Raw genomic sequence first — 13,216 nt, 5'->3', positions numbered from 1 at the left:
CCAATTAACCTTGAACAGGAACTTTTTGCATCAAAGCTAAAGTTTCAGACTCACCTAATCCTATACGATGCGAAGTAACTGCAACAAAAACGGCTTGTACATCATCTGCAATTACAAATGATCTTTTTTCAATAAATGCATGCGCTTGAGCAGCCTTTTTCAATGCCAATACACCACGCGTAGACAACCCATGACGTCCCTTTCTGGTTTCTTCTGCTAAATCAAGTATATAGTCAAAAACCAAATCATTAATTGCAATGTTATTAACCATACATTGTAATTGCAGAATCTCTTCTTGTTTAAAAATGGATTGTAAATTTTCAATTAAGTCATGACGAGAATGTTGTTGTAAAAGTAATTTTTCTGCTGAACGTGATGGATAACCCAAGGATAACCGCATTAGAAAGCGGTCTAACTGAGATTCAGGTAGGCTATATGTACCACTTTGAAAAAGTGGGTTTTGTGTTGCAATCACCCAAAATGGCTGTGGCAGTGTATAACGGACACCATCCACTGTGACATTGCCCTCTTCCATTGCTTCCAACAATGCACTTTGGGTTTTTGGACTGCAACGATTGATTTCATCCGCAAGTAATATTTGAGTAAAAATAGGTCCATACTTAAATTCAAATTGATGTTCTTTTTGATTAAACATATTAATCCCAATCACATCACTGGCCAGCATATCATTGGTAAATTGAATTCGTTGAAAATCAAGCCCTGCTAAACGAGACAAACTGCTGGCTAAAGTCGTTTTACCTAAGCCTGGCAAATCTTCAAAGAGCAAATGCCCTCCAGCCAATAAACTACACAAGGCAAGTTTTGTTTGTTGCTGTTTATCTAAAATGATTTGGTTAATTTGCACTAAGAACTCATCAACCTTCGGATAATAACGTGATAAGTCTAAATCACTTAATTCGGAATTCTGTTGCAGTGTATTTCCTTGTGTTGTTCCCCAAATCACCTTATTTTCCCCAATCGTAATTTTTTAAGTAATTTGATTAACATACACGTTTTTAAGGGATACTCAAAGTGCAACAATTCATGAATTTCACCACTTGGTTTATTTTGACTAAAAACCGATTCTTATCATTCTTTAAAGATTAATTTAGGGGCTAAATTATGTGTTCATACAAATCTATTTTGAGCATGGTTTAATCTTGATTTTAAATCATCTGCACTCATTGAAAATTCAATATCTGAAACCTCAGCTTGCTTAATCAATTCAATGAGCAATTGATTGATGGGTGCTTGGGTGTTGAGTCGATGTGCTAACTTCACCACCTCACCGTTAATCCAATCAACTTCAGTGCTTCGCCCTGCAATCAAATCATCTTGCATAGACGAACGTGCCAACGGATCAATTTTCAGCATTTTACGACTTAATATTTTAAATAAAATATTCGGCAGACTCATGATTTTAGGAAGCAAATGTGCAGAAATTGCAGTCAACTTAGCAGGCTTGATCTGCGCCAAATCAAGTAAATCAAGTGCTTCTTGTTGCGCCATTGCGAGACATTGACGATATTGCAGATTCGATAATTGTGCTTTTAAAGGTAATTTTGATAAGGCATTAATAGAATTATTTAAGTTAAGTAAAACTTTTGCCCACTGCACAGCAAGCATGTCCTGATCAAATACAATATCTAATTGCGATTTATGAAAAAGTTGGGCTAAATCTTGTTGTTTGGAAAAGTTTTTGACATGAATTGCCCCTGATGTACCTTGATGAAAATGTCCAGATCCCAAGGCAGCCACATTAAAAGGAACCATCCCCGCTAAGATTGTCATATCTGGTAAAAACTGTTTAAGTACAGCAACATTACTTAATCCATTTTGAAAGCTCAGGATATAAGGTCTGTGCTTAAGACCAGCATTACTTTGAACGAATATTTTCTGAAGCGCTTTGGCGACTTGTTCAGTTGCCGCTGATTTAACACAGACAAAAATAATATCAGCATCTAAAGCAATACTCGGATCTTGTGATAATTTTAGTTCATTTGCAGGTATAGATAAGTTATTCCCTAAATAATCCGTAAGTTTCAAACCAGATTTGGATAATTCATCATACATGCGTGGACGGGTCATAAATGTAACGTCTACACCTGATGCAACCAATCGACCACCAATATAACACCCAATACTTCCCGCACCATAAATACAAATCTTCATCTCAAAATCCCTTTAACCAATATATTTCTGTCATTTTTCTAATTAAACATTTTATCTGAGATAAGCGAAATGAACTGTCCGCTATCCGACAATTCATAATGTTTATTTCATGGCAATTTACAATAACGCTTTGCAATCACAATTTACCTAAGCCCGCGGAATAAAAATGATAGCGAATATAGTTAAACCGTCTAATAATTCATACAAATATACCACTATAAATAATTAATATTTAATAATATTTACACCCACTAGAAGATTTTGATCATTCATTTACTTCGCCCTTTTGAATCATAGAAGGACTTGCTATCGTGAGGCGACATGGATGTCGCTATGTTGAGCGGGGGTATGTGAGCAAAAACAAAGCACTGCTTTGTTTACAGCGCAAGATCCCTGTTAAACGAAAGATTTTCGTTACTTTTCATCTCTGAAAAGTAAAGTGTCGCCTACGCATAACAATTTAGACTTTAGAAGTAAAGCGTGGCAGTGCAAGCTTTGGCTCATCAAATAATTTATTGATCGCTTTAATTTTAATAATTAAGAGAAATGATATTTTACTGTATGAATTTTTCATCAGATTGACTATACCTTAACTAAATCACTACCCAATGAAAAACGGCACCGAAGTACCGTTTTAACTACCATTCAAAACAGCATCAAAGTACTGTTCCATGTGATTAGACACTCATCTCAACATGGACACTTTTTCATCGTACCACCAGCACTCGGATAACGAGCATCTACACAGTAACGATGAAAAGTCTTCTCATCCATTGCATCCATATCAGGATGATGCTTTTTCATATGCTCCAAATAGTTTTGATAATCTGGTACACCAACCATCAAACGAAAACTCTGCTGTAAGCGTGTCCACAATGTTGCAATTCTTGACCAATTCTTAGGATTAAAAATTAGATCCTTTTGCGACATGATGGTCATTTTGATGATTTTATAAATTACCGTCTTACCACCTTTGGCGAATTTAAGATTCATCTTACTCACCTCACTTATAAGTCAATTAATGCTTTGCAGACGTGACAACAGTTTCTTCAGGGTCAGCATATACTGCAGGCGCTTCATTAACTGTTGGTGTTGGACTTGCCAATGCACGGCGAATTACCCCAATAGCGGCAACCAGCATTACGACCGCAACAATCATAAAGAATGCACACAATGCTGCATTGATCTGATTCGATAAAACAATCGTTTGCATCTCTTCAAGTGTTTTTGCAGGTTTTAAAATTTCACCCTGAGCAATTGCCGCTGAGAATTTATCTGCTTGTGCCAAGAAACCAATCTTTGGATTTGAATGGAATATTTTTTGCCAACCCGCTGTCATACAAGTAATGAATAAGAAAACTGTAGGTACAATCGTGACCCACACATACTTTTCTTTTTTCATTTTAAATAGAATGACCGTACCAAGAATAAGCGCCATAGCAGCGAGCATTTGGTTACCAATACCAAATAAAGGCCACAAGCTATTGATACCACCCAGCGGATCAACAACACCCTGATACACAAAGAAGCCCCAGCCAGCAACCGCCACCGCTGTACCAATCATGTTTCCAAAGAAGTTATGTGAATTTTTAAGTGCAGGAACAACTATACCCACGGTATCCTGAACCATAAAACGACAAGCACGCGTACCCGCATCAACCGCAGTCAAAATGAACAATGCTTCAAATAAAATCGCAAAATGATACCAGAACGCCATCATCGAACGATTATTAAAAATATCCGTGATGATATGTGCCATACCAATTGCAAATGTTGGTGCACCACCAGTACGAGAAAGAATGGTACTTTCGCCTACTTCTTTAGCCAGTAGACTTAATGTTTCTGGCGTCACTACGAAACCAAGATTACGTACTGCTTCTGCGGCACTTTCTACAGTTGTACCCAATACTGCTGCAGGCGCATTAATCGCAAAGTAAACACCAGGCTCAAGTACAGTTGCACAAATCATTGCCATAATCGCGACAAATGATTCCATGAGCATGCCGCCATAACCAATAACACGAATATTGACTTCGTTATCTACCAGTTTAGGTGTAGTCCCTGAAGAAACTAAGGCATGAAAGCCTGAAATCGCACCACAGGCAATGGTAATAAATAAGAATGGGAACATTGATCCAGCAAAAACAGGACCAGTACCATCAACAAAATGCGTTACAGAAGGCATTTTTAACATCGGCATGGCAACAATGATACCCACTGCCAAACCTGCAATTACACCAATTTTTAAGAAAGTTGATAAGTAATCACGTGGCGCCAATAGCAACCAAACAGGTAATACTGAAGCTACAAATCCGTAAATGATCAGTGCCCAAGTCAGTTGAGTCCCAGTTAAAGTAAAGAATGGTCCCCAATAAGGGTCAGCAGCAACATTACCGCCATACACAATTGCAGCCATCATCAAAACAAAGCCAATAATCGACACTTCTGCAATTCGTCCAGGGCGGATGTAACGCATATATACCCCCATGAACAAGGCGATCGGTATGGTTGCTGCAATACTGAATACGCCCCACGGACTGTGTGCAAGCGCTTTAACCACAACCAATGCCAGTACAGCAAGGATAATGATCATCACCCCCAATGCACCCAGCATCACCACAACACCAGCAAATGAGCCAAGTTCTTGCTTTGCCATCTCCCCCAATGAACGTCCATCGCGACGTGTTGAGATAAATAGCACCAAGAAATCCTGAACAGCACCCGCCAAGACCACTCCGACTAAAAGCCAAATTGTTCCTGGTAGGTAGCCCATTTGAGCGGCAAGAATAGGTCCAACTAATGGACCTGCGCCTGCGATTGCTGCAAAATGGTGACCAAAAAGCACATACTTATTGGTTGGCACATAATCCAGACCATCAGCTAAACGATGTGCAGGGGTTAACCGTCTCGGATTGAGCTCAAAAACTTTATTGGCGATAAATAAACTATAAAAACGATATGCAATGCTATACACACACACTGCAGCAAGCACCAACCAAACAGCATTGACATGCTCACCTTTACTGACTGCGAGTATTCCAAAAGATACTGCACCAATTATGGCGACAATCACCCAGACCAACTTTGATAAGGGCGATGACTTTGTCTGAATATTTTCCATTAAAACCTCACATCTTGATTACAAAAAGCAGTTCCATTGTTTTTATAAAGCGTAATGCATTTCCGTGTGACTCTTTCCCTGGTGACTCTACTCCTCATTTTTTTGTTTTCATCTAAGACTTTGGATGTAAAACTGGTTTGAATATGTACTATTAGCATGACATCACAATGACTTAAACTATTACAATGTTATTTTTATCATTCTTGTCATATTCCGACTATTCGACTCTACTATTAATTATTCTCAGTCGATCTACGACTTTAGTCGGAAATTTATCCATAACTCGCTACTGTCAATGCCCCTAGCTCAACTCAAATTAAAAACAAAAAAAGGATGATTTTCATCATCCCTCGCATCATCATTGAAAAATGATTAAGCACGCTCTAAGTAGTCACCTGTACGGGTATCTACACGAACGCTTTCTTCTTGCTGTACGAATAATGGAACACGTACCACAGCACCTGTTTCAAGCTTCGCTGGTTTACCGCCACCACCAGAAGTATCACCACGTACACCTGGATCAGTTTCAACGATTTTCAACACCACAAAGTTAGGCGGGCTTACTGTTAATGGCACACCATTAAACAGCATAATGGTACATTTTTCATTTGAATCATCTTTTAACCATTTCGCAGCATCACCCATCGCAACTTTATCAGCAGCAATTTGCTCGAAAGATACAGGATCCATGAAGTTCCACATTTCACCATCGTTGTAAAGGTAATCCATTTCAACTTCAACGATGTCAGCAGCTTCTAATGAATCACCTGATTTGAAAGTTTTTTCTAATACTTTACCAGATTTAAGGTTACGTAATTTTACACGGTTGAACGCTTGACCTTTACCTGGTTTTACATATTCGTTTTCCATGATTGAACATGGGTTACCATCAAGCATAACCTTTAGGCCAGCTTTGAAATCATTTGTAGAATAATAGGCCATGAAAGGCACACTCCAAACTTACTAATTTAAATCTCTAATGTCATGCGATCAACAAATCATCTGATTTGTAATCGGGTCTATTTAACACTTCAAAATCGCTGAATTGCCAACACACCCAGAATGATCACTCTCAACAATAAAGAATGTATTATACATTTTTCGTATTCTAAATGAGCAATACGTCGTGAAGCAATGAAAAATTACCCATGTTCTGTCAGATTGAGGGTAAAATCTCCGATTCATTGTTTTTTTGTACTGATTGACTCTCCTTTCGGTCCGATGTAATGAATCAGCTGTATAGATTTAGATACAGCTCACAATGTTATTATGTCCAATCTGACAGATTTAATCTGAATAGACATTTGAACCCTTCTCTCCTCCATTGACTATTTATCGCACGTGGCATGTTAAATTATTTATATCAAGAGCAAAATTGGCAATCTCAACTCAGTGATTTAGTGACTGATCCACTCGAATTACTTGAACTTCTCACGTTGTCGAAAGAACAATTATTGTCTGGTGCAATTCTTGCGACTGCTCAATTTAAATTACGTGTACCTCGAGCGTTTGTTGCGAAAATGGAAAAAGGCAATCCGTTAGACCCCCTACTTTTACAGGTACTCCCCCATCATCTTGAACTTGAAGAACATGAAGGTTTTGTAACGGATCCATTGGGTGAGGAACAGGCAAATCAAATTCCAGGTGTTTTACATAAATATAGATCACGTTTTTTATTGACCTTAACAGGTGCTTGTGCAGTTCACTGCCGTTATTGCTTCCGTAGACATTTTCCATATCAAGAAAATCTACCTAAAAACGATGATTGGCTGAATATTAAAAACTATTTAGAGCAACATCCAGAAATTAATGAAGTGATTTTAAGTGGGGGGGATCCCCTAACCTTATCAAATCGCAAACTGGCACTCTGGTTAGAACGTCTAGCATCTCTCAGTCAAATTAAAATCCTGAGAATTCATTCACGAGTTCCTATTGTTATTCCTGAAAGAATCGATGAAGAGCTGGTTTCTTTATTGAAAAACAGTAGGCTACGTGTGATTCTAGTGGTACACTCAAATCATCCAGCTGAACTCGATAATTTGACCTGTTCAAAACTTGCTCACTTGGCAAAACAAAATATTCTTGTGTTGAATCAAGCCGTTTTACTTAAAGGTGTGAATGATTCTGCACAAACACTCGTTGATTTAAGTCAGCGACTTTTTGAAGCACAAGTTTTACCTTACTATTTACACGTTTTAGATAAGGTCAAAGGTGCGTATCATTTTGATTTGGGGGCAGAAAAAATTGATCAGATCTACAAGGATGTATTAGCCAGCTTACCTGGATATCTAGTCCCAAAACTGGTTCGAGAAGTTGCGGGAGAAAATAATAAAACACCGCTGTTTGGAGTCACAACCTTTTAAGAGTTGAAACGCTCATGATAAATAAAGAAATTTCTGAAATTTTTCAAAATATCACGGTTCTACAACGAGAAAGTTTAAGTTTTGCAAATCCCTCTGTAGATTCTGTGAGCGCATGGGTGGCAACGCTCTCAATCATGCAATTGGGCGACACTTCTGAGTCTGTTTTAAATGCGATTTGTGAAATTGCAGAGCTAAACTGTAGTGAAATGCTCCGTTTTGACCTTATTCAGGTGTTGCACCCGATTACAGAAAGCATTCTATCCAGTTTAGAAAAAAGTATTCTGAATCAAGGGCTTTCTCAAACAGATCGAATTGAGCATATCATTGATTTATCTTCCAGAATTCGTACCTATTTTGCCAATGTTTACATCAACATCGTGCAAAGAAGCCATCAAACATTAACATCGAGTAAATTCTCATTTTTTAATTTTAAACAAAAGAGAAATTTGCAAACTGCTCGGACTTTGGCAACATTTTATGCATTAGAACAATTGGGTTTGTTGCTTGTTCAGCAACAAATGATTTATAGCGGTCCTTTAACCCATCAATGGCTTACTACACACCATTTATATGAGCTCGCTGTTAAAAACCAAGAATTCAGTATAAATATCAATCAGCTACAAGGTACACATTTTACTATTCATAATATCCAACAAGCCTATGCACAAGTTTTACTGTTGGATATTTTCAATACGCATCAAATTCGCCCATCTGAAACTCAGGCATTATATCAATGTACATTTGACTGGGTGAAATTGGTCCAAATCTTACCAAGAGAAACCAGTCTTTCTCGTTATATTGTTGATGGTTCTAAAGATATACCACCGATCTATAACCGCAAACAACATGCAAACTTTCATACATCCTTATATATTTCCACGCAAAATTTACTTGAACATATTAATTTAACTATCCATAAAGAAACTGAATATTTATCGAAGAATGAGCAGATTTATTTATCAGCTGCCTTAAAGTTTCATGTACAAAATGTATTAGGAACAACCATTGAGCGTCGCCATGAACGTTATGAATACTCAGCTCAACTGCAAATCTGCTTTAGTTTACAAACAGCACATTTTTATCTATCTAAAGCTAAAAATTTCTATGAAACCCTCAACCTCAATAACAATTATGCTTTTCAGTCGGAATCAAATATTCATTCCTCTATTTCGACAGGTTCAAGTACAGGATCTAATTTAAGTCAGATTAAAAGTTTGGACCGAGAAGCCAAACAAATTTATCAAGCACAAGTACTCGATATTAGTGTCAACGGTTATCGTATTCGCTGGTCAAATGAAGCCCCTCGAAATCTAAGAACGGGGGAATTTATCTTGATCAATGAAAGCCTGAACAATAAATGGAAAGGTGCAATCATCCGCTGGATTAAACAATCGATCCAGAAAACCTATGAAGTCGGTTTAGAGGTTTTAGCACAGGACATCTACCCTTGTGCAGTAAAGGTTCCTGCTGATCGCTCAACGATTAATTATCATCCTTGTCTCATGGTACAGGTACCAAATCTAAATGAATCAAATACTTCAATTATTTTGCCAAACTTACCTTTTTTTAAAGAACAGCAAGCAATTTATCTGCGTTTAGATACTGATGAAATTAAGGTGTATTTAACGAAAACGTTGTTAATTACCCAAAGTTTTGTTCAGTTTGAATTTGAGTTGATCAATGATGAAGAAAATCATCGTATTGAACAATTCATTCAACTCCAATCAACCAATTTGAATAATCAAGATGTATGGGAAGCTTTAAAGTGAGAAATTTATTATTATCGAAAAAATTAAAACTCTCGGAAACTAGATTACTTATTATTGATGACAATCAAATTCGCTATAATGAAATTATCAGTTTATTTCAAAGCAAAAATCATCAAGTACAAGCTATTTTGCTTGATGAATTAAAAAGCTTTGAAAAACAACTTAATACATCGTGGGATTTAATTATTTTTGGTCGCGCTTACGATATTAAGATTGAGCAAGCGGTCACCCTTATTCAGGCTTCTGCGGAAATTGATATCCCTGTTTTATTGCTAAAACCTGAAGATTATCAACATAACCAATATCAATCATATATACAAAAAGGTATCTATGATGTTGTAAACCTAGAATATACTGAACGTTTTTATATCAGTTTAATTAGAGCACTCTCCTATAGCCGCACACTACAAAGCAAGCAACATTTATTGACAGATCTTGAAAGTGCAAAAAATCAGGCACAAGCTTTGGTGGAAGAACAACATAAAGCTGTCGCACTGATTCAAGAAGGTATTCACACTCAAGCCAATGATGAATATCTAAAATTATTCGGTCTAAAAGATGAAAATGAAATCATTGGCTTACCTTTATTGGATATTTTACAACCTCAAAATATCAACGATTTCAAACAACGTTTTAAAAAGATTTCCCAAGGACAATTTGATTTAGCCCGTTTTGAAATCGATACACTCAATAAAAATGCCAAATCTGAAAATCCTTTGAAGATTGAATTTCTTCCTTCCAATGAAGAGGATTGTATTCAAATTACCATTGAAACGCATTCTGTCTCTCAAAAAACATCTACTCAATCCAGCGAATCGAGTAAAAAAGCGATTAGCCCTGTCGTCAGCAGTTTGCAACAAATCCAATATGCTTTGATTAATCAACCCGCCAATGCCAATGCCCTGATATTATTTAGTTTTGCAGCTTGTCCTGATCATATTTTGTTATCCAATTGGAAAACTGCGATTCAGTATTTAGATGGCTTTAAAAGTTTTATTAAAGAACAGACCAATACAACAGTCTATCAAATTGACATGTTGCTATATGCGGTGATTTTACAAGCAGAATCAGATGCCATTTTAGAGTCACGTATTCATGGTCTACAAGCTTTAGAAAAACCTCAATTACTTGAAATTAATGGAACAACTTATCCATTAAGCATCAAAATTGGTTATACCAACATTCAACAAAATAGCTTTAATGAAAGCAACTTTAGTGATGTTTTAGAACAAGCCTATGATCATCGTCTAAGCAAAAAAGGCTCTGTTTCTGAACAACAATTAACAGCAACATTACAAGATACTAAAATTGAATTGTCTTTAGTTGAACCTGCTTCAACTCCTGTAGAACCACTTCAACTTGAACGCAACTCACTTCAATTAGAGCCAAAGCCGCAGCCAGATCCTGCACCAACACATCAAGATACTGCTGCCCAAGATATACAAACCAAACCAATTTTCAAAAATGCACCGATCTTAGAACAGATCATGCAATCTCTCGATAAAGGTGAAATTCAGCTTAAATATCAACAGCTTTATGATAAACATGATAGTAGTCTTAATACTTATGAAGTCACCAGTGGTTTTATTTTTGAAAATCAATGGAAAAAAGTCAGCAATTTAATTGAACTCGATGACGATATTGAACTATCTATTAAACTTGATCGCTGGATTTTAGTTGAAGCCTGCAAGCAACTTCATAACTTTATTACTCAATATCCACAAGCAAAATTAATTGTTAATTTGAATCGGCATGTATTATTCCACGATAAGCAATTTCCAGAGCTTATTTCTAAACTCCTAACCATTGTTGGCAGCCGTCAATCACATCCATTGATTCTACAGTTTGACGAAGAAGACATTGCAAAAAGTATTCTCGAGACACAAAAGCAATTTGCAATTCTACGCGACCACGGTGCTGAGATTTCAATCCGTCGCTTTGGCTCAAGCATTTCCAGCGAAACGATATTAAAACAGTTAGATGTCAGTTTATTAACACTGGATGAGAAATTCACACAGAAGCTAAATAGTGATACGACCATGGCTCAATTTCAGCAGACACTTGAAAAGTATCAAACCATTAAACCTGTGGAAATGCTGCTCAAAAACCTAAATGATATGAGTTTATTCGCAAATGCTTGGAATGTTGATGTTCGATTCTTACAAGGTGAATATTTCCAGAAAAAACTTGATCATCTAACCGATGTTCAAGATCAATAAATAATGCTTATTTAAGATTGAGTATAAGGGTTCAATACTCAATCTTTTATACATCAATCTTTCATTGATCATAGACACAAAAAAACGGGCAAAAGCCCGTTTTTTATGTTTTGTCGTATTAACGCTTAACAGAGCGTGACATACCAGCAAAACGTTGTTTGAACTTATCGATACGACCGCCAGTATCAACATTCTTCTGTTTACCAGTATAGAATGGATGGCAAGCTGAACATACGTCTAGGTAAATCGTTTCTTTACCTAAAGCAGAACGAGTTTCGATAACGTTACCACATGAACAAGTAGCAACTAATTTTTCGTATTTTGGGTGAATATCGGCACGCATGGTCGATTCTCCTAAGTTAAGAAAGGTTTAGCTGTCATCGCAATTAACCACTCTCAAACATCTAAAAAAGCTTTGAGGAAGGCTGAACATCTTCAGCAGGTTAACACCACAACAGACCATTTCTTTTGGCCCACCGAGACTATAAGTGTCAGAGCTAAGCACAACAAGTGGGCAACATTATACGTGATAAATATTTCGATTGCGATCTATTTTCAACAATTTGATTAAATTTACTCGCCTGAATGTTGCTGTTTAGACCAATAGTTTGCAATGACTCCACAGACCATTAACTGAATCTGATGAAAAATCATGATTGGCAATACGATCATACCTAAGGGTTGACCAATAAATAAAATTTGTGCCATCGGTACACCACTGGCGAGAGTTTTCTTCGAACCACAGAAGAAAATAGAGATTTGATCTGCCTGACTAAAGCCCAACCACTTTGGAATGTATAAGGCTAATAGCATAATTGCAGTCAATAAAACCGAGCAAGCCAATACCAAATAGATTAATGTCGTTAAGCTGACTTGATGCCATAGCCCCGCAACAACTGCCCCACTGAATGCGCCGTACACCACCATTAAAATAGAACCTTGGTCAAAAACTTTGACAATTTTTGGCATTTTTTGCATTAAAGGAAATACATAAGGACGCAAAACCTGTCCAAGAATAAAAGGCACCAACAGCAATAAGGTAATTTCAATGATCGATGAAGTTGGATCGTAATTGTGCTTCGATTGTCCAAATATAAACAAGCTGACTAAAATTGGAGTAATAAACATCCCGATTAAATTTGAAAATGATGCACTACATACTGCTGCCGCCACATTACCTTTTGCCACCGAAGTAAATGCAATGGATGATTGCACCGTGGATGGTAAAAAGCACATGAACAGAAAGCCCCAATACAATTGTTGACCCAATAAAGGTTCAAGTACGGGTTTAGCCATCAATCCCAATACAGGAAATACAATAAATGTGATCGCAAAGACCAAAGCATGTAATTTCCAGTGCAGAATACCTTCAACCACAGCTTCACGAGATAGCTTTGCCCCATGTAAAAAAAACAAAACTGCAATTGCGATGGTGGTAACTTTACCAAAAATAGCGGCTGCTTGACCTGAAATGGGTAAAAATGAAGCTAAAAGCACCATTGCTACCAACAGTATCGTAAAGCGATCTAATGCCAATAGTTTCAACATTTTCATAAGCAACTTCCTGTATTT

At 37.0% G+C, this 13,216-nt stretch carries 10 protein-coding genes; 3 read left to right on the top strand and 7 right to left on the bottom strand.

The window, feature by feature from the left end:
• Positions 1 to 4: 4 nt before the first annotated feature.
• The 5 genes from AC1Z3T_RS12385 to efp all read right to left on the bottom strand — a co-directional run bounded on the left by AC1Z3T_RS12385 (position 5) and on the right by efp (position 6,235).
• The gene (locus AC1Z3T_RS12385; protein WP_100884991.1) at positions 5 to 964 is read right to left on the bottom strand and encodes an AAA family ATPase; all 960 of its coding nucleotides are present in this window, start codon (positions 962 to 964) and stop codon (positions 5 to 7) included.
• 164 nt (positions 965 to 1,128) lie between these two features.
• A complete protein-coding gene (locus AC1Z3T_RS12380; RefSeq protein ID WP_100884990.1) occupies positions 1,129 to 2,172 on the bottom strand; it encodes a 2-dehydropantoate 2-reductase in 1,044 nt (347 codons plus the stop codon).
• Positions 2,173 to 2,862: 690 nt separating this feature from the next.
• Positions 2,863 to 3,165: a YbdD/YjiX family protein gene (locus AC1Z3T_RS12375; protein ID WP_004831204.1), complete on the bottom strand. Its 303-nt coding sequence runs from the start codon at positions 3,163 to 3,165 to the stop codon at positions 2,863 to 2,865.
• Positions 3,166 to 3,190: 25 nt separating this feature from the next.
• Positions 3,191 to 5,293 (bottom strand): carbon starvation CstA family protein, encoded by a 2,103-nt coding sequence (locus AC1Z3T_RS12370; RefSeq protein ID WP_004831205.1) that lies wholly within the window; start codon positions 5,291 to 5,293, stop codon positions 3,191 to 3,193.
• Positions 5,294 to 5,665: 372 nt separating this feature from the next.
• Positions 5,666 to 6,235 carry an elongation factor P gene (efp, locus tag AC1Z3T_RS12365; RefSeq protein ID WP_004831207.1) on the bottom strand — a complete coding sequence of 190 codons (570 nt, stop codon included), beginning with the start codon at positions 6,233 to 6,235 and terminating at the stop codon, positions 5,666 to 5,668.
• A gap of 404 nt (positions 6,236 to 6,639) precedes the next feature.
• Between efp and epmB the strand changes: the two genes are divergently transcribed.
• The 3 genes from epmB to AC1Z3T_RS12350 are packed head-to-tail and all read left to right on the top strand — an operon-like array spanning position 6,640 to position 11,644.
• Positions 6,640 to 7,656, top strand: a complete 1,017-nt coding sequence (gene epmB, locus AC1Z3T_RS12360; protein ID WP_151752165.1) for an EF-P beta-lysylation protein EpmB — start codon at positions 6,640 to 6,642, stop codon at positions 7,654 to 7,656.
• Between the two features lie 14 nt (positions 7,657 to 7,670).
• Positions 7,671 to 9,425, top strand: coding sequence for a hypothetical protein (locus AC1Z3T_RS12355; protein WP_004831209.1), 1,755 nt, complete (start codon positions 7,671 to 7,673; stop codon positions 9,423 to 9,425).
• Complete coding sequence (locus AC1Z3T_RS12350) at positions 9,407 to 11,644, top strand: EAL domain-containing protein (protein WP_004831210.1); 2,238 nt, start codon at positions 9,407 to 9,409, stop codon at positions 11,642 to 11,644. The genes AC1Z3T_RS12355 and AC1Z3T_RS12350 overlap by 19 nt, the downstream gene beginning before the upstream one ends.
• A gap of 118 nt (positions 11,645 to 11,762) precedes the next feature.
• Here AC1Z3T_RS12350 and rpmE read toward each other — a convergent pair whose 3' ends face one another.
• Complete coding sequence (gene rpmE / locus AC1Z3T_RS12345) at positions 11,763 to 11,987, bottom strand: 50S ribosomal protein L31 (RefSeq protein ID WP_004831212.1); 225 nt, start codon at positions 11,985 to 11,987, stop codon at positions 11,763 to 11,765.
• Positions 11,988 to 12,217: 230 nt separating this feature from the next.
• On the bottom strand, positions 12,218 to 13,198 hold the full coding sequence (locus AC1Z3T_RS12340; protein WP_004831213.1) for a bile acid:sodium symporter family protein: 981 nt from the start codon (positions 13,196 to 13,198) through the stop codon (positions 12,218 to 12,220).
• Positions 13,199 to 13,216 lie beyond the last annotated feature (18 nt).

The organism is Acinetobacter sp. B-6, assembly GCF_056930735.1.
The sequence above is the reverse complement of the archived record's forward strand: the minus strand, read 5'-3'. Positions and strand labels throughout refer to the sequence as shown.

Coding starts and splice junctions, on each gene's coding strand:
- epmB (WP_151752165.1), top strand. CDS start 6,640: ATGTTAAATTATTTATATCAAGAGCAAAATTGGCAATCTCAACTCAGT.
- AC1Z3T_RS12350 (WP_004831210.1), top strand. CDS start 9,407: ATGGGAAGCTTTAAAGTGAGAAATTTATTATTATCGAAAAAATTAAAA.
- AC1Z3T_RS12375 (WP_004831204.1), bottom strand. CDS start 3,165: ATGAATCTTAAATTCGCCAAAGGTGGTAAGACGGTAATTTATAAAATC.
- AC1Z3T_RS12380 (WP_100884990.1), bottom strand. CDS start 2,172: ATGAAGATTTGTATTTATGGTGCGGGAAGTATTGGGTGTTATATTGGT.
- AC1Z3T_RS12355 (WP_004831209.1), top strand. CDS start 7,671: ATGATAAATAAAGAAATTTCTGAAATTTTTCAAAATATCACGGTTCTA.
- rpmE (WP_004831212.1), bottom strand. CDS start 11,987: ATGCGTGCCGATATTCACCCAAAATACGAAAAATTAGTTGCTACTTGT.
- AC1Z3T_RS12340 (WP_004831213.1), bottom strand. CDS start 13,198: ATGAAAATGTTGAAACTATTGGCATTAGATCGCTTTACGATACTGTTG.
- efp (WP_004831207.1), bottom strand. CDS start 6,235: ATGGCCTATTATTCTACAAATGATTTCAAAGCTGGCCTAAAGGTTATG.
- AC1Z3T_RS12370 (WP_004831205.1), bottom strand. CDS start 5,293: ATGGAAAATATTCAGACAAAGTCATCGCCCTTATCAAAGTTGGTCTGG.